The organism is Thermosphaera aggregans (genome assembly GCF_014962245.1).
Taxonomy (GTDB): Archaea; Thermoproteota; Thermoprotei_A; order Sulfolobales; family Desulfurococcaceae; genus Thermosphaera; species Thermosphaera chiliense.
Genome location: NZ_CP063144.1, coordinates 540,740 through 555,641, shown reverse-complemented (window position 1 = coordinate 555,641; position 14,902 = coordinate 540,740). Strand labels below are relative to the sequence as shown.

Sequence of the window (14,902 nt, the reverse complement as noted above, 5' to 3'; positions counted from 1 at the left end):
AAAGGTTTTATTCTCCTAGATACAAAATATAATCACAGGGGTTTCTATGAGTGAGCCAATCCAGGAAGCGAGGAGACCCGTGGAGGTAATTGTAGACCTGTCCAATATTCCAGTGAAGCCGGTGGGGAAGAAGGAGATTCAGCAGTTGGAGACCGCTTTAATCATAGGGACATTGTTCCGCCCAGAGATAGTGGAGCTGTTAAAAGACCCTGTTGAGAGGGCTACATGGGTTGACAGCCTGGCTATTGCTGCATCAGCGCTGGCCAGGAGCAAGGCGGGGATGATGGTGCCTCAAATAGCCGAGGAACTGGGTAGGAGCGAGACAACCATTAGGTCTCACCTATCAGGGAAGACTAAGGCTGGAAAACTGGTGGCGGAAACATATGAGAAGCTGAAAGCCGGGGAGTTGAAGCTCTCGTTCCCGTTTGTAAGCGGGTTCAAAATCGAGGAGGAGAGGGTGAAGAAGCTGGAGGCTGAGCTAGAGGAGGCAAGGAGGGAGAACACAATGCTCAAATCCCAGTTAGAAGAGGCTAGGAAGCGAATAGTGGAACTCGAATCCTTGATTAGTGAGAAGGAAAAACTAATAATTGATCTAAGCGAGCAGAACAAAGCTCTTTCATCCAAGAACCAGGATTTAATGAACAAGCTGGAATCATTGACCAGGCTTATAGGAGAGTTGAAAAAGCTGTTAGAGTCCGCCGGTTTTTAAACATTAATGGTTTGATAAGCATTAGGGGTTGTTTTGAGAATAGTAGTTGCAAGACTCGACTATAATGGAGAACTAGTGGAAATCTACCCCTTATCCAGCATATCTAAGAAGGAGATGGATGAGGTTGTTGAAGCATCGAAGGATGTTGTCAGATCTCACTTGTTCTTGTCGAAAGAGCTTAAACGTCCCCTTCCCCGCAGCATTGTAATAGATGCAAACATTTATGAGATAACAATAGTGTTTAAACCGAAAGGAATCCTCGTCTTTGCATCGCTAAAGGACAGTGTACTGAGTACTCAAAACCAGGGCGCAATCGTCACCGCGTGAAGAGTCTCCTAAAATTTTCCTCAATCTTTTCCTCAACGATTTCTCTATCCAGGTTGTGAAGCCTTGCTAAAAGGTCTAACGAATCACTGATCAGCTCGGGGTTTAAGCTAAGGCTTTTATACTGGTATGGAGCATCACTCTCTGTTAACAAGTTGCTTAACGGGGTTTTGGAGATTATCCTGTAATGCTTCTCCTGGATCTTCCATGAAGGGTTTACACCGATAAAATACCCGCTATCTATCAACTCCTTGATAAGATCCTCGGGGCCAGTATACCAGTGGAAATATGCTTTCTCAACCCGCCATGTTTTAAGCATTTGGAACACCTCCCTGTGCGTCCCAGCTGTGTGAAGGTTCAGGACTAGATCGTACTCCCTGGCATAATCTAGGAAGATTTTGAAAACCTCTCGTTGACGTGGAAGCGTCTCCGGGACAAACCTAGAGTCAAGCCCCACCTCACCTAAGCACTCAATATTGTTTGAAACAGCTATCTCCATGAGGCTCCTCGCCTCTTCAACGCTTGAACGAGCAATATTCCATGGATGGATCCCGACGCAGGGCTTGATGAAATGGAACCGCCTGGAAAGCTCAATGGTAGCCTTACTTGTCTCCACGTCCTCTGCAACACATGCAAACAAGTGGCTTCCAGAGTAGTGGTCCAAGTCTTTTAGCTCGTTGCAGTGAACATGCATGTCAATAAGCATGGGTTCACCATTAGCTCAAGCACTAGTATTTTCCAATTATGGATTTAAAACCTTAAACCTCTCCCTTAATAAGCCCTGCTGGTTCTCAAAGAGACGTTGTTTAACAAGGGGGTTAGCGGTGGAAGCTCCCTGCAATATGGGAGCACGGTCTCACTTATTGTATCATCGTGTAAGTTTCGTCATGCTATTAAATCCTGTTTACAGAATTATTTATTAGACCCAGATGATGAGTTTGCCGAAACCCGAAAAACATTGATGTGGTGTCTCCCGATACCTGATGGTGAAGCAGATGGGTATTAAACTCGTTATACTCGACTACGACTTAACCTTTGTGGACAATTACGTGGACTTCTACGAGGCCTATTCGAGTACTTTAAAAACCTATGGGTGCGAGCCTCCTGGTTTCGACAAGTTCATGGAGATGTTGGAGCATGATATGCTGGAGGATAGCGTCCCAGCGGGGATAAGTAAGGATGACTTCTGGAGACTGTTTAGAAGGCTTTACGTTTCCAGGCACGGGGTTTTGAAGAAAGGATGTAGGGAAGCATTGATCGCTTTGAAAACCAAATATCACACTAAGACGGTCATAATATCTGGAAGGGAGTCGAGCCCCAGTTTTATATGGATGGAGTTGAGGAGGCTGGGGGTTGATGAGTTCATAGATGAGGTCTACACACTGCAGGATCTGGTTTACCTGAACGGGGTGGAGGAATCACTCTTCGACAAAACCTGGCTCATAAACTACGTCATGAGAAAGCACGGGGTGCAGCCGTGTCAGACGGTTTTTCTCGGAGACTACATCACAGACTACGTCAGCGCCTTGAAGAGCGGCGTTTACTTCATAGGGGTTAATCAAAGTGAGGTGAGAGGAGGATTAATGAGAAAGAAAGGAGTAAGCCTCGTGGCCAAAGACTTCTACGATGTACTCCTCCACCTCTCCTCTCTCAACCATGTCATGTGCTGAGATACCTTCCCTCACTGTTGATGTATGCTTCCCCTGATTCCAAAAGATTGTTTAAAGCCCTCCTGATCTTGTCCTCGCTGGCTATCCCGGATAAGATAGCGTGGATCTCCCTGAGGTTTAAAGGCTTAATCGAAATAAGCTCCTTGATTATCGAGGCAAGCTGGTCCTCGTTCGGAGCCGTCATCAAGACGATGTCGTCATCCTCGTGAAGTATTTTCAACCTTACTCTTCGAGCCAGCTCTTCTATCTCCTCTTGAGTTATTGAAATATTGCCCAATTCCAACACCATAAGCCTTTCTCGACTCAGCTTTAAATTATAAATTAAACAACCGTATAAATGTTATTGCCCACAGGTCGGGAACGGTTGATCAACCTCATACTTCAGTATGATAAGAGAGTCAGGTACAGCTTGAACGCGATCCTAGCCTCGATTGACAAGCTTGGAGTCTCCAGGGTTTTACTATCGAAATCCTTTGATGAAAGCCTGCGTCACGCCTCCTCACCCCCGAGAGGAGAGAAATGCGTTTACGCAACATCCCTTCTCACAACCATGCTCGCCGACGACTCCTACTTGATAAACCTAGTTGAAACGGTTAAAAGAATCCGTGAGAAGGGGTGCTTAACGATCGTGGGAGGTCCACACGCTTCTGGAGACCCTTACGGGTCCCTATCAGTCTTGGGTTTCGACTTCGCCTTCATAGGTGAAGGTGAGAAAACCATTGCGGACTTTCTCAGCGCTTTAGAGAACAATCTCGACGTGCACAGTGTGAAAGGCTTGGCCTACAGGGATCGTGAAACCGGAGAAGTCTCGTTCACCGGTAGAGGGAAATCCGTAAACCTGGATGACTACGACCCGTTCCCATACTGGAGAGGTATCGTGAACCCTATAGAGATCACGAGAGGCTGCTCATTCGGATGCTTCTACTGCCAAGTCTCCTACCTTCACGGCTTCACTCTAAGACATAGGAGTGTCGAGAAAATAGTTAACTATGCTGAGATTTCGATGAAGCTTGGATTAAAAGATTTAAGATTCATCTCCCCAGACAGCCTCTCCTACGGCTCACCGTATTCAACAAACCCTGTTAACATGGAGAAGATCGTATTTTTAATGGAAAGCCTTCACGCTAAAACCGTTCAATACGGGGGAAGAATATTCTTCGGATCCTTCCCCAGCGAGGTTAGGCCAGAGCATGCTCAGGAAGATGTTTTAAGAATTATACGAAAATATGTTGCCAACAAGGAGTTGATCATCGGAGGGCAATCAGGGAGTGAGAGAATGCTCAAGCTGGTTAAAAGAGGCCACGGAGTTGGTGAAATAGAATCAGCTGTAGACTCAGCGTTGAGAACAGGCTTCACGCCCAGCGTGGACTTCATAGTAGGGTTTCCCGGCGAGACCGAGGAAGATATGCTTTCCACTTTAAAACTGGCTGAAAAATTAGTTGGTAAAGGAGCTAAGATACATCTCCACTACTACATCCCCCTACCTGGAACACCGTTAGGGTTGAAAAACCCCTCTCCCCTGCCTGTCAAGGTTAGAAAAGAGTGGAGCAGGCTCGTGGGTGCTGGAAAGGCTTACGGCTCCTGGTTAACTCAGGAAACCCTTTCAAAGAAAATCATTGAGCTATACGAGAAAGGCTTCGTATATCCAAGGAAAGCGGGTCTTGCCAGCGCCCAGCTTCTTCATCCTTCAGGCTGAAAAACCTTAGGTCATCCCCATAGAGAATTCTTTGAAAAAGAGTTTTAAAACAATTTTATTATTTCTCCAAGCCAATAATCATAGTGGGGGTGGGTTTTGAACCCTGTTCTCCAAAAAGTTATGGAAACTCTTCGCAAAAACATTGAAGAATCCTCAAAAGGGGTTATTCTTCAAGTAAGGGTTGAACCCGGTTCCGAGCCCGAGGGTTTCACCATAGAGTCTGATGAACTGGTTTTCAAAACCTCCGAGCCTGCTGAGCGGGGACGCGCTAATGCTTCGTTGATAAAGTACTTGTCCAGGGAGCTTAAGATTCCTGTTTCAAAGATCGATATAGTGTACGGTCAGCGTGAAAAGTTGAAGAAGATCCTTATAATGGATGAACCAGCTGATAAAATTGTTGAGAAGCTTGCCAGGGTTGTAAATCTCATCTAATCTTTTCTCAAAATCGTGAATAGAGGCGGGCTGATCCACTCGCTTTTACAGCGCGGGCACCTGGAGGGTTTTTTAGGCTTGTCGAGATCTTTGAAAACATACCCGCACTTCCTACAGTAAGGAGGCTCCATACCAAGGTATTCTCTCCCTTTCGAGCGGGCTTTAACTGTTCTCGCAATATGCTCCAGGTGCTCATAAACATCTCTAGGGGTTAAGTCCTCTAAACCGAGGAGGCTGATGATCTCCTCCACGCTCAAAGGCTTCGAAGCCTTATACAGGAGGGTGAGTATTCTCTCCCTAGTGGTTGACTCCTCATTCTCCACGCGTACCACCCTCTTAAAACTCTTTATACTTTAACGACATGTATATACTATATGGTGATGGATTTATGGGTAAGAGCTGGGTTAGAGAAATCTATGCTAAAAAGCTTCAAGAAATGATTGAGAGGGGGGAGATCTGGGAGATAAGGAGGTTGAACGGCCCCACAGGCCCCCGCGCGCTTGTGAACGGTAGGGAAATGATCATTCTATCCTCAAATAATTACTTGAACCTAGCTAATGACCCGCGGTTGAAAAAAGCAGCCGTCGAGGCGATGGAGAAGTATGGCTGGGGACCGGGGGCTGTATGGGCTATTGCAGGTTATCATGAACTCTTGGACGAACTCCATAGAAAGATAGCGGAGTTTAAGAGAACAGAGGCCGGGCTTGTCTTCCCAACAGGCTTTGCTGTTAACGCTGGCACAATCCCAGCAATCGTGGAGCAGGGAGATGTTATTTTATCCGACGAGCTGAACCATGGAAGCATCATAGACGGGATAAGGCTTTCAAGGGCTGAGAAAGTTGTGTACAAGCACTGCGACGTGGGCGATCTTGAGGATAAGCTTAGGCAGGTTCACGGGAAGTATAACAAGATACTCATAGTCACAGACGGCGTCTTCTCGATGGATGGCGACATAGCGCCTCTCGATAAAATAGTTAAGCTGGCCAGGGAGTTCAACGCAATGGTGTACGTTGACGATGCCCACGGTGAAGGAGTGTTAGGAGATGGGCATGGAAGCCCTGCACACTTCGGCGTTGACGAGGAGGTAGACTTCCACGTGGGCACGTTCTCTAAAGCCCTTGGATCCTCGGGCGGCATGATAGGAGGGGATTATGAGGTCATAGAATTCATTAGAAACAAGGCTAGAACATGGCTCCTCAGCACAGGATTCCCTCCAGCGGTGGCAGCAGCTAACTTGAAAGCTCTCGAGATAGTGATGACGGAGAAGGAGAGAATCAGGAGGCTGTGGGACAACAGGAACTACTTCAAGAAAAGGCTTGATGAAATGGGGTTCAACACTGGTAAGAGCCAAACGCCAATAGTGCCCGTGATAGTCGGAGACACTAAGAAGGCGAGGGAGCTGGCGAAAATGCTCTGGAACGATGGCATCTTCGTGGTCCCAATAGTGTACCCAATGGTGGCGAGAGGGACAGAGAGAATTAGAAACCAGGTTAACGCTGGACACACGATTGAAGACCTAGATAAGGCTTTAGCAGCCTATGAGAAAGCCGGTAGAAAACTCGGACTGATCTAGGTGACGCAACCTATGAAGAGAATCCTGGTTATTGGCGCAACAGGACAGATCGGCACCGAGCTGGTTCCAGCTCTACGCAAGCTATACGGGAACGATAACGTGGTGGCTGGATACCATAGCAAGCCGCCCACAGGCAAGCTGACAGAAGGCCCTATAGAGCAGGTGGACGTCCTGAGCAGGGAGTCTGTCGAAAAAGCTATCAAGAAGTACGATATCAACGAAGTATACCATATGGCTGCAATCCTGTCAGCTGCCGGGGAGAAAAACCCTCAGCATGCCTGGAGGGTTAACATGGATGGATTATATATCGTGCTCGAGCTGGCGAGAGAGTATGGTTTCAGGATCTTCTGGCCGAGCTCCATAGCAGCTTTCGGACCAAGCTCTCCAAAAGTCAACACCCCCCAGGTAACCATCATGGATCCCACAACAATGTACGGGATCACAAAGTATGCTGGTGAACTGTTGACAAGATACTACGCGTACAAGTTCAACGTTGACGTCCGCGGGGTGAGATACCCCGGGATTATAAGCAGTGAAGCCCTTCCAGGCGGTGGGACCACTGATTACGCTGTGGAAATATTCTACTACGCTCTTGAAGGGAAAAAGTACCGCTGCTACCTGAGGGAGGATACAATGCTTCCAATGATGTACATGCCTGACGCTGTGAAAGCAGCTATTCAGCTAATGAATGCTGACAGGAGCAAGCTGACGATTATGAGCGGCTACAACGTAGCAGCTTTCAGCTTCACTCCGAAGCAGCTAGAGCTTGAAATCAAGAAGTACATTCCGGATTTCAAGGTAGAGTACGCCCCTGACTTCCGCCAGAAGATTGCTGATTCATGGCCTAAATCGCTTGACGATAGTGTGGCGCGAAGCGAGTGGGGCTGGAGCCCTGACTGGAGTTTTGAAGCCATGGTTAAGGATATGTTGGGCAAGCTTGCATACAGGCTTGGTAAGACTGAAATTTTGGAGAGAATTAAGTAGTTTCTCCAACCAATATTTTTACCTGATTAGAAGACTCAATACCTCCTCGAGATCTTCCACAACATATTTAGCATGCTCACACGCAATCCCGCACGGCTTGACAGCGATAGAGATGCCTACTTGCTTGAAAACAGGGATATCCCACTTGCTGTCTCCAACATAAGCCACACTCTCCATTCTATACCCTTTGGATTCAGCGAGCTTTTTAATTACAAGCCACTTCTCCTTTAAAGGAACCCTGGCAACACCCCCTGGCACCAGCTCGTCATTAACAAATAACACGTCGTTGAATAAGCAGTCGCTAACCCCGAGCTCCCTGCAGATCCGGGAGACGAGGATGCCTATGCCACTGCTCACCACGGCGACAGGGTAGTTGTTCCTGAGCAGTTCACCTACAACTCTAGCCGCTGATTTCTTAGGCTTAATCTTTGAGAAAGCCTCCTCCACATGGTGCTTCTTGATAGGGGAGCCGAAGCTGTGTATCATCAGTGATATATCTATCTTCATCCAGTCTAGATAGCTTATCAACCCTTTCTCGTATAGTTCAGCGAAATACGAGTTGTCACGGCTACCGAAGAATTCGTGTAGGACCCGCCAACTACTATTGTTCTCGGTTAGGACACCGTCGCAGTCGAAAACCACTAGGGGCTTCATAACTTACCTATCACCGTTTTAAAATCATCTGGCTTAAGGGTAATTAATGATTACAGATCTAACGCGAACTAGGGCATTCGAGAATACTCTGCAAATCCCTGGACAAGAGGCTGGGATCGTCCTCTTTGAGCTCGATAACCATGTTAACCACGATCTTTTTCCTGTAAAACTTGATCTTCGCAAACCTGCCCTCTCCTAGCTCAACCCTGACCTCTTTCCTATCAGGATCCGACTCCATGTTAGGATACTTAGACTTCAGTAATGTAATCAACTCCCCTATGCTTCGACCCCGGTTATTCTTTCCATGACTACCTGCCTTATTATTCTTCAACATGCTTATCCTCGACTCCAAAGCCTTTGAGACTTCGACATAGTCGCGGTAAGCTTCCAACGCCTCCTCGAGTATTTTCACCAGCGCGTTTCTAAGACCATATGTATCGAAAACTTTGACCAAGTTATTGAAGTCATCGCTCATTAAGAATTCAGCTAATTTCTCAACATCCCCGCCATAAATGCTGAAACCGTATTTTTCCTCGCAATCATGTATGATTTTTCTTATCTCATCCAATATTTTGACATGCTCGCTCTTCCTAACATCTATAACCTTGCTTAGTACGGGGTTAACTATGTGTCTTGTGAAGTCAACGCTCATTAATCCACCGTGAAAGATAATATTATAAACCTTTTTAATACATTAGAAAATACAGTTCATAGCTTGGGAATGGGATTAGAGTTTGACTAGACAGCAGAAAAAGCATAGTTGGAACCCGTATACAAGTGACGTGCAGAGGTTCAGCATATACCCGCGGATTCAACAACCAAAGGATGAATCATTAAAACCTGGAATGATCCTAACAGTCGACATAAACGATGTGGATCAGAAAGGAAACGGCATAGTCTCCTTAAAAGATACAAAGATCATCGTCTACGGGGCCAGCCTGGGGTCAAAGGTCAAGGTCAGAATCTCAAGGGTAGCGGGCGATACAGCCTACGCCGAGATCATTGAGACTTTGAGTGAAGCTGATGAAACATACTAGGAGCAGGGATCCCTTCCTCACAATATCAAGCAAGATAGGTGTGGAAGAAGCCAGCATTCTCCGGCTTGGAGAACCCGTTGAAGGAGAAGTAGCGTGGAAGATAAGAGATCTCCTAGTGAGGAAGCATGACTATCAAGTATTGTATGAGAATGAAGAAGTAGAGGAAGACGAATGCTACTCTTTCGCAATACTTATTGAATCCCGCTACCTCTTCTACCTCATTAAAACCAATGATAAATCAGTAGCTTACCTCAAGGAATACGTTGAGAAAGAATGGGAGAGGATAGAGAATATTCTCGAGGATAACGTAACCCGTTGCGGATTGGAAAAGCAGGGTGTTTAAAAACTATTTTTTATAGCCAATCTTCCTAAGGAAGCTGTGACGCTCTTTTTTATCCTCCTCGCTTTCAACACCCAGCGGGGAATACCCGTCAACCACGCCTATTATAGCACTCCCCTGATCGGTATCCATGACTATTACCTGGACAGGGTTAGCCGTGGCAACGTAGAGTTGCACAATCTCCTGAATGTTTTTCAACTGGTTGAGAACGTTTATAGGGTACGCGTTTCTAATAAACAGGGTAAAAGTGTGTCCCGCTCCAATAGCTTTAGAGGTTTCAATAGCCTGGTTAACGAGCTCGGGATCGTTGCCTTCGTATCTTATGAGTCTCTTACCGCTTGCCTCGTTGAAAGCTACCCCGAACCTTATTCCCGGAACCGAGGTTACCAAGGCCTCGTAAATGTCTTCGACAGTCTTAATGAAGTGGCTTCTGCCGATTATAACGTTCGTTCCCTCAGGTATTTTAACAGTTACGAGGCGTATGTTGGCAGACATTTCAACACCACGTTATATACTTAATAACTTTTAATCTCATAAAACTTGTTAAACCCAGCCCGCAAGATTTAAGGGTGTCTTGCTTTGAAATTTATCGTCAAGCTCAACCAGTTAAACCCTGTTGAAACGGGGGATGATTTTTTAAAGCTGAGAGTTTACAATCTCGTTAACGAGGACTGGTTTGAAGTAGAGCAGGAGGTCAGCAGCTCAAACATAATGGATAGGATGCTTGAAGTAGCCCAGAACACTATAGTCAAGCATAGACCAGAGAACAACTACTTGTTCGTAACCGTGGAATCACCCGGGCTGTTACTAACCCTTGGGGAGGGTGAGACGGCTTCATCTGAGACAATAATATCTCCTAAGCCAACCACGTTGAAAGCCGTCAGGCTGTATAAGTTGGACCAGGAGGGGAGGCCTGTACTGGTTCATGAGTACAAGCCTCCCGGCGAGGTTTTCGTATATGATGGATTCGTCTCAATCCCGGCAACTATGAGCTACGATTTCATAGTGGTGGAGACATCCGAGGATTGGAGGCCGATGTTTCCAAACGAAATCGTCCTACCACCTGTGAAAGAATCTGTTAAAACCAGGAGGAAAAGGAAAAGCTCGACTAGGATGAGGAAGAGTAAAGCCTTAAGCGGTGTTAAAAAGCGTAGAAAGAAGAAGAGTAGAAGAAGGAAGACACGTAAAAGGTGAGAAAAATGAGCCTCCCCCACATAGTTAATGCTAAACCAGGGGATATCAGTAAAAACGTCATAGCTGTGGGAGACCCGGGAAGGGTTGAGCTTCTCGCAACATTGTTAGAGGACCCCAAGGTTGTCAACAAGCATAGAGGATTGATCGTTGTAACCGGTCACTACAAGAATGCCAAAGTAACCATTGCAACGCATGGAATGGGGTGTCCCAGCGCCAACATAGTATTTGAAGAACTAGGTCTACTCGGGGCTAAAAGAATAATCAGGCTAGGCACAGCAGGGGGTTTGCATGAAAACGTTAGAATAGGGGATGTAGTGGTTGCAACCGGGGCAATGTATGTTAACGGGGGATGCGGCCTAGCCCAGTACATGCCGGGTTACTGTGGAGCATCATCCCCGGACCCCGTGCTAACATACCGGATTATCAGGGAGTTGGAGGGGTCAGGGCTTCCTTTTAAGAAAGGCCCCTTGTTCACAAGCGATGCTTTCTACGCTGAAAGCCCTGAAATGGCTTCCAGGTTGAGCAGGTATGGTGCTCTCGCAGTAGAGATGGAGGCAGCCGGTCTCTTCACCCTCGGATGGATGAGAGGGTGGGAAACAGGGTGTGTTGTAGTGGTTAGCAACGTACTCCACGGGAAAGACCCTAACGCCGTGTTCTTGACCACGGCGGAGCTTGCTGATAAGTTCTCGAAAACTGCCCAAGTCTTAATGGAGGTTTTCAACAAGTATTATGGTGAATCCTGATTATGCTGCCCGAGTTGAAAATCTATAACACCCTTACTAAGACCATGGAAAGGATTCAGCCGGTTGAGCCAGGATTACTGAAAATGTACGTGTGCGGACCAACAGTTTATGATTCAACCCATGTAGGGCATGGAAGAGCATACGTCATGTATGATGTTTTCAAAAGATACTTAAACTCGCGGGGATACCACGTCATCCACGTCATGAACATTACCGATATCGATGACAAGATTATCAACCGGGCCAGGGATGAAAACCGTGATTGGATGGAGATCGTTGAGACCTACACTAAAGAGTACTTGGAAGCTTTGAACAGCCTCAACGTCCAAGTAGACCATCACCCAAGGGTTACACAACACATTGACGAGATCATTGAGTTCATCCAGAAGCTTATAGAGCGAGGGCATGCGTACGTTACACCCAGCGGGAGCGTATACTTCGACGTAAACACCTACGAGGATTATGGGCGCTTATCGGGAAGACTGGTAAAGGAGGCATGGAGCCAGGAACCCGATTTCCTGTCCGAGAAGAAGAACCCGTATGATTTCGCCCTTTGGAAGGCCGCTAAGCCGGGTGAACCCTTCTGGGAAAGCCCGTGGGGCAAGGGGAGGCCTGGATGGCATATCGAGTGCAGCGTCATGAGCACCAGGTATCTCGGTGAAAGATTCGATATTCATGGAGGTGGAACCGACCTCATTTTCCCACACCATGAGAACGAGAGGGCCCAGAGCGAGTCAGCGCTAGGGAGTAAGCCGTGGGTGTCTGTTTGGATGCATGTTGGAATGCTCATGGTTGGAGCCGACAAGATGAGCAAGAGCTTGAAAAACATTGTACCTATTAAAGAGGTTGTAAAGAAGTGGGGAGGTAGAACCCTTCGCTACTGGTATTTGATGAGCCACTACAGGAAGCCTGTATCGTTCTCCGAGGAATCCTTAGAGATTGCTAGCGAGCAATTGAAAAGGTTGAACCAGGTCTCAAGCCTTCTTCAAAAACTGGGGAAGGAGGCTGTTGAGCCTCACAAAGCATCTGATGAAGACTTGAAGATACTTAGAAGCCTCTTGAAAACCCACTATAGCTTCCACGCGGCTTTAAGCGAAGATTTCAACACGCCGGAAGCCGTGGCATCTCTTAACGAGTTTACCACAATAGTCTTCAGGGACATACAGCATAATCCAAAATACATCCTTGTCAACACTGCATTCAGGATCTTGCGGGAGTTTGACAACGTTTTCGGCGTGCTTGAGACTCCCCCGGAGGCTCTCGTTGAAGAGGATGTAGACTCCTACATCAAAATCCTTGTTGACGTTAGAAAGGAGTTGAGAAACAGGAAGATGTACGACCTAGCAGACATGATTAGGAGCGAACTAGGGAGGCTCGGTGTAACCTTATCCGACAAGGGGCCTGAGACAACGTGGATACGTGTTAAGAAGCAAGCATTAAACAAGTAGTTTGCAATCCTTGCCTAGGCCAGGAAGGATTTAATTCTCTCAACATCCTTTTCAAAATACGCGTCCACGAACCTGGCTGTACCCTTTTTCCTCATTGACTCGAGACTATTGAAAACATTCACCACCGCGTTCGCGAGGTCTAAAGCATTGCATTGATCAACTTTCACCACCAACCCTGTTTGATCATATCGAGTATTCTTCGCTGACTGACCACAAGCTATGACCGGCCTTGAATCGGTTATCATCATTTGGAAGACAATATTAGATAGCGTGTCGTTAACCCCTATGATCCCCATTATAGACTTTTCCAACAGGCTCACAGGGTTCTCGGTGAAAACATCTATGATGAACGGGTTGAAACAGGGCTTGTCGGGCGCGTTCACATTTATTAGCAGGGAGGTAAAGCCTATTTTCCCTAACTCCAATATTAAGTCCTCTAAAACCCTGCACTTATCAAACCTGGTAACTATGGCGCCATCCCTCGGGAGAGTGTCGCGCACGAATATATGTTCCACGTTGAATATAGGAATGAGAACGTGCTCAAACTCCGGGTAAAGGGAAGAGTTAACCTGATGTTCAACAGGCGTGGTTTCAACGAATAAGACAGGTAATTTCTTCTTGTGAATGTTTAAGAGATACCTCTTGACCTGGCTGGAAAGGTGATAGGGGTAATTCTCCACGGGCTTAACAAATACAACTAGCCTGCCAGAAACAGTGTTGGAGTATGCTTTGAGAAAGCTTAGGAAAACCTCGGTTAAACCTCCCGCGTATATTGTAGTGTTGTCTTCGAGAATATCACCCCCCGAGGCAAGCTTCTCCAGCCCAACTTTCTCGAAGCTTGCTCCCGCCTCCCTCAGAAACTCTTCGACAAGCCAGCAGAATAAGTCATCTCCGTCACAAGCTAAGTAAATCATTTCTAAAACCTGTTTCTCACAATTTATTATTGGAACAAAGTGGTTAAAAAGATGAAGAACAACGGGTTTCACGAGCTTGAAGGATTCAAGAAACACCTACGGGAGAAAATTAAATCGTTAATGACTGTTGAAGAGGCTGAGAAGGCTTCACGCGACCCTCACTCTAAGCGTCCGCCCCGTCCATGCGGGTTAACAGTCCACACGGGAATAGGATGTCCTTTCAAGTGCGCCTACTGCTACATTTACGATATGGGCTTTAAAGCTGAAATCACCGAGTATCCTTTAACAGGCATACAGCTCGTCTACGCTTTAAGCTTGAACAAGTATTTCATCCCGGGCCCAAACGGGACGTTCATAGCACTAGGCAGTGTAACAGAGCCCTTCCACCCCATCACGAAGGAGAAAACGATTGAATACATAGAAGCAATTAATAAACATCTGGGGAACCCGGTCCAATTCTCCACGAAAATGTTCTTAACAGATAGGGATGTTGAAAGATTGAAAACCATTGACCCCTACCTCTCTCCTCTAATCAGTGTTTCAACAATGACTAGAGACAGGTTGTTGGAGCCGGGAGCCCCTCCCGTTGATAAAAGATTTGAAACCATTGAAATACTCCGCAATCACGGGTTCAAGCCTTTCCTCTTCCTAAGGCCGATCATCCCCGGTATTACGGAGAGGGAGTATAAGAATATGATAGATGCTGCTGTTCAGCACGGTGCGGTTGGAGTTGTCGCCGGGACGCTGAGGATCACTAGGAGGATACTGGAAAAACTTGAAGAGTGCGGAGTTGACACCACCGTGTTGTTGAAAAGAGCTGGGAGAAGCCCTAGAGAATTTGAGAACAATGTTCAATACGATGTTAGAACTGGGGATATTAAGATAGAGATAGCGAAATATGCGTTGAGGAAAGGCTTATTGTTCCTCCCCTACGCCTGCATGGCGAACATTTTCTCACACGGCTACAAGTGTTGGAGGATGAAAGCCATGGGGATTGAGCCCCCGGCTGAGGAGCCTCCCGAGATTATCGGGGTGGAGGAGTGTGTCAGTGGTGAGGAGGTAAAGGTGAAATACTTGGGTTTTGAAAACGGTTTCATCAAGGCCAAGGTTGTCAAAGGGGATAAGAAGATTGTTGAAGAACTGTTGAAATACAGGTTTAAATCATGCGTCAGGCTCTATTAGAG

General features: G+C 46.7%; 20 protein-coding genes. 13 read left to right on the top strand and 7 right to left on the bottom strand.

Annotated elements, in window-relative coordinates; genetic code table 11:
* Positions 1-46 precede the first annotated feature (46 nt).
* Together IMZ38_RS03350 and IMZ38_RS03345 are read left to right on the top strand one after the other, a co-directional pair.
* Positions 47-709, top strand: a complete 663-nt coding sequence (locus IMZ38_RS03350; protein WP_193436750.1) for a transcriptional regulator — start codon at positions 47-49, stop codon at positions 707-709.
* A gap of 33 nt (positions 710-742) precedes the next feature.
* Positions 743-1,036 carry a hypothetical protein gene (locus IMZ38_RS03345; RefSeq protein ID WP_193436749.1) on the top strand — a complete coding sequence of 98 codons (294 nt, stop codon included), beginning with the start codon at positions 743-745 and terminating at the stop codon, positions 1,034-1,036.
* Here the strand turns inward: IMZ38_RS03345 and IMZ38_RS03340 are convergent.
* Complete coding sequence (locus tag IMZ38_RS03340; RefSeq protein ID WP_193436748.1) at positions 1,026-1,739, bottom strand: TatD family hydrolase; 714 nt, start codon at positions 1,737-1,739, stop codon at positions 1,026-1,028. The two genes, IMZ38_RS03345 and IMZ38_RS03340, sit on opposite strands and share 11 nt — an antisense overlap.
* 289 nt (positions 1,740-2,028) lie before the next feature.
* On the opposite strand from IMZ38_RS03340, the gene IMZ38_RS03335 reads away from it, so the two are divergent.
* Complete coding sequence (locus IMZ38_RS03335) at positions 2,029-2,703, top strand: HAD family hydrolase (RefSeq protein ID WP_193436747.1); 675 nt, start codon at positions 2,029-2,031, stop codon at positions 2,701-2,703.
* Here IMZ38_RS03335 and IMZ38_RS03330 read toward each other — a convergent pair.
* A complete protein-coding gene (locus IMZ38_RS03330; RefSeq protein WP_227410924.1) occupies positions 2,693-2,992 on the bottom strand; it encodes an ArsR family transcriptional regulator in 300 nt (99 codons plus the stop codon). The genes IMZ38_RS03335 and IMZ38_RS03330 overlap by 11 nt on opposite strands.
* Positions 2,993-3,067: 75 nt before the next feature.
* On the opposite strand from IMZ38_RS03330, the gene IMZ38_RS03325 reads away from it, so the two are divergent.
* Complete coding sequence (locus IMZ38_RS03325) at positions 3,068-4,399, top strand: TIGR04013 family B12-binding domain/radical SAM domain-containing protein (RefSeq protein ID WP_193436746.1); 1,332 nt, start codon at positions 3,068-3,070, stop codon at positions 4,397-4,399.
* A 120-nt stretch (positions 4,400-4,519) separates the two neighbouring features.
* A complete protein-coding gene (locus IMZ38_RS03320; protein WP_227410923.1) occupies positions 4,520-4,831 on the top strand; it encodes a DUF167 domain-containing protein in 312 nt (103 codons plus the stop codon).
* Here the strand turns inward: IMZ38_RS03320 and IMZ38_RS03315 are convergent.
* On the bottom strand, positions 4,828-5,154 hold the full coding sequence (locus IMZ38_RS03315) for a transcriptional regulator (protein WP_193436744.1): 327 nt from the start codon (positions 5,152-5,154) through the stop codon (positions 4,828-4,830). The two genes, IMZ38_RS03320 and IMZ38_RS03315, sit on opposite strands and share 4 nt — an antisense overlap.
* Positions 5,155-5,219: 65 nt before the next feature.
* Between IMZ38_RS03315 and IMZ38_RS03310 the strand changes: the two genes are divergently transcribed.
* Both IMZ38_RS03310 and IMZ38_RS03305 read left to right on the top strand, forming a co-directional pair.
* The gene (locus tag IMZ38_RS03310; RefSeq protein WP_193436743.1) at positions 5,220-6,404 is read left to right on the top strand and encodes an aminotransferase class I/II-fold pyridoxal phosphate-dependent enzyme; all 1,185 of its coding nucleotides are present in this window, start codon (positions 5,220-5,222) and stop codon (positions 6,402-6,404) included.
* A 12-nt stretch (positions 6,405-6,416) separates the two neighbouring features.
* Complete coding sequence (locus tag IMZ38_RS03305; RefSeq protein ID WP_193436742.1) at positions 6,417-7,388, top strand: NAD-dependent epimerase/dehydratase family protein; 972 nt, start codon at positions 6,417-6,419, stop codon at positions 7,386-7,388.
* 18 nt (positions 7,389-7,406) lie between these two features.
* Here IMZ38_RS03305 and IMZ38_RS03300 read toward each other — a convergent pair whose 3' ends face one another.
* Both IMZ38_RS03300 and IMZ38_RS03295 read right to left on the bottom strand, forming a co-directional pair.
* On the bottom strand, positions 7,407-8,042 hold the full coding sequence (locus IMZ38_RS03300; protein ID WP_193436741.1) for an HAD-IB family phosphatase: 636 nt from the start codon (positions 8,040-8,042) through the stop codon (positions 7,407-7,409).
* Positions 8,043-8,100: 58 nt separating this feature from the next.
* Positions 8,101-8,694, bottom strand: coding sequence for a hypothetical protein (locus tag IMZ38_RS03295; RefSeq protein WP_193436740.1), 594 nt, complete (start codon positions 8,692-8,694; stop codon positions 8,101-8,103).
* A gap of 82 nt (positions 8,695-8,776) precedes the next feature.
* Here IMZ38_RS03295 and IMZ38_RS03290 point away from each other — a divergent pair, with 82 nt between their 5' ends.
* Both IMZ38_RS03290 and IMZ38_RS03285 read left to right on the top strand, forming a co-directional pair.
* The gene (locus IMZ38_RS03290) at positions 8,777-9,079 is read left to right on the top strand and encodes a TRAM domain-containing protein (protein WP_193436739.1); all 303 of its coding nucleotides are present in this window, start codon (positions 8,777-8,779) and stop codon (positions 9,077-9,079) included.
* On the top strand, positions 9,066-9,422 hold the full coding sequence (locus tag IMZ38_RS03285; RefSeq protein WP_193436738.1) for a hypothetical protein: 357 nt from the start codon (positions 9,066-9,068) through the stop codon (positions 9,420-9,422). Before IMZ38_RS03290 ends, IMZ38_RS03285 begins: the two co-directional genes overlap by 14 nt.
* A gap of 3 nt (positions 9,423-9,425) precedes the next feature.
* Here the strand turns inward: IMZ38_RS03285 and IMZ38_RS03280 are convergent, their stop codons facing one another.
* Positions 9,426-9,914 carry an adenosine-specific kinase gene (locus IMZ38_RS03280; protein ID WP_193436737.1) on the bottom strand — a complete coding sequence of 163 codons (489 nt, stop codon included), beginning with the start codon at positions 9,912-9,914 and terminating at the stop codon, positions 9,426-9,428.
* Positions 9,915-9,998: 84 nt separating this feature from the next.
* On the opposite strand from IMZ38_RS03280, the gene IMZ38_RS03275 reads away from it, so the two are divergent.
* Genes IMZ38_RS03275 through cysS form a run of 3 tightly spaced genes read left to right on the top strand, consistent with a single transcriptional unit; the run spans position 9,999 to position 12,804 of the window.
* Positions 9,999-10,613, top strand: coding sequence for a hypothetical protein (locus IMZ38_RS03275; protein WP_193436736.1), 615 nt, complete (start codon positions 9,999-10,001; stop codon positions 10,611-10,613).
* A gap of 5 nt (positions 10,614-10,618) precedes the next feature.
* Positions 10,619-11,356 carry a purine-nucleoside phosphorylase gene (locus IMZ38_RS03270; RefSeq protein ID WP_193436735.1) on the top strand — a complete coding sequence of 246 codons (738 nt, stop codon included), beginning with the start codon at positions 10,619-10,621 and terminating at the stop codon, positions 11,354-11,356.
* Between the two features lie 2 nt (positions 11,357-11,358).
* Positions 11,359-12,804 (top strand): cysteine--tRNA ligase, encoded by a 1,446-nt coding sequence (cysS, locus tag IMZ38_RS03265; RefSeq protein ID WP_193436734.1) that lies wholly within the window; start codon positions 11,359-11,361, stop codon positions 12,802-12,804.
* Positions 12,805-12,818: 14 nt separating this feature from the next.
* Here cysS and IMZ38_RS03260 read toward each other — a convergent pair whose 3' ends face one another.
* Positions 12,819-13,718 carry a hypothetical protein gene (locus IMZ38_RS03260; RefSeq protein ID WP_193436733.1) on the bottom strand — a complete coding sequence of 300 codons (900 nt, stop codon included), beginning with the start codon at positions 13,716-13,718 and terminating at the stop codon, positions 12,819-12,821.
* A 39-nt stretch (positions 13,719-13,757) separates the two neighbouring features.
* Here IMZ38_RS03260 and IMZ38_RS03255 point away from each other — a divergent pair, with 39 nt between their 5' ends.
* Positions 13,758-14,900, top strand: coding sequence for a radical SAM protein (locus tag IMZ38_RS03255; RefSeq protein ID WP_227410922.1), 1,143 nt, complete (start codon positions 13,758-13,760; stop codon positions 14,898-14,900).
* The last annotated feature ends 2 nt before the right edge of the window (positions 14,901-14,902 follow it).

Excerpts from the sequence above, each read along its gene's own strand:
- IMZ38_RS03305 (WP_193436742.1), top strand. The coding sequence starts at position 6,417 with ATGAAGAGAATCCTGGTTATTGGCGCAACAGGACAGATCGGCACCGAG.
- IMZ38_RS03310 (WP_193436743.1), top strand. The coding sequence starts at position 5,220 with ATGGGTAAGAGCTGGGTTAGAGAAATCTATGCTAAAAAGCTTCAAGAA.
- IMZ38_RS03335 (WP_193436747.1), top strand. The coding sequence starts at position 2,029 with ATGGGTATTAAACTCGTTATACTCGACTACGACTTAACCTTTGTGGAC.
- IMZ38_RS03300 (WP_193436741.1), bottom strand. The coding sequence starts at position 8,042 with ATGAAGCCCCTAGTGGTTTTCGACTGCGACGGTGTCCTAACCGAGAAC.
- cysS (WP_193436734.1), top strand. The coding sequence starts at position 11,359 with ATGCTGCCCGAGTTGAAAATCTATAACACCCTTACTAAGACCATGGAA.
- IMZ38_RS03340 (WP_193436748.1), bottom strand. The coding sequence starts at position 1,739 with ATGCTTATTGACATGCATGTTCACTGCAACGAGCTAAAAGACTTGGAC.
- IMZ38_RS03280 (WP_193436737.1), bottom strand. The coding sequence starts at position 9,914 with ATGTCTGCCAACATACGCCTCGTAACTGTTAAAATACCTGAGGGAACG.
- IMZ38_RS03330 (WP_227410924.1), bottom strand. The coding sequence starts at position 2,992 with ATGGTGTTGGAATTGGGCAATATTTCAATAACTCAAGAGGAGATAGAA.
- IMZ38_RS03320 (WP_227410923.1), top strand. The coding sequence starts at position 4,520 with ATGGAAACTCTTCGCAAAAACATTGAAGAATCCTCAAAAGGGGTTATT.
- IMZ38_RS03350 (WP_193436750.1), top strand. The coding sequence starts at position 47 with ATGAGTGAGCCAATCCAGGAAGCGAGGAGACCCGTGGAGGTAATTGTA.
- IMZ38_RS03295 (WP_193436740.1), bottom strand. The coding sequence starts at position 8,694 with ATGAGCGTTGACTTCACAAGACACATAGTTAACCCCGTACTAAGCAAG.
- IMZ38_RS03260 (WP_193436733.1), bottom strand. The coding sequence starts at position 13,718 with ATGATTTACTTAGCTTGTGACGGAGATGACTTATTCTGCTGGCTTGTC.
- IMZ38_RS03285 (WP_193436738.1), top strand. The coding sequence starts at position 9,066 with ATGAAACATACTAGGAGCAGGGATCCCTTCCTCACAATATCAAGCAAG.
- IMZ38_RS03270 (WP_193436735.1), top strand. The coding sequence starts at position 10,619 with ATGAGCCTCCCCCACATAGTTAATGCTAAACCAGGGGATATCAGTAAA.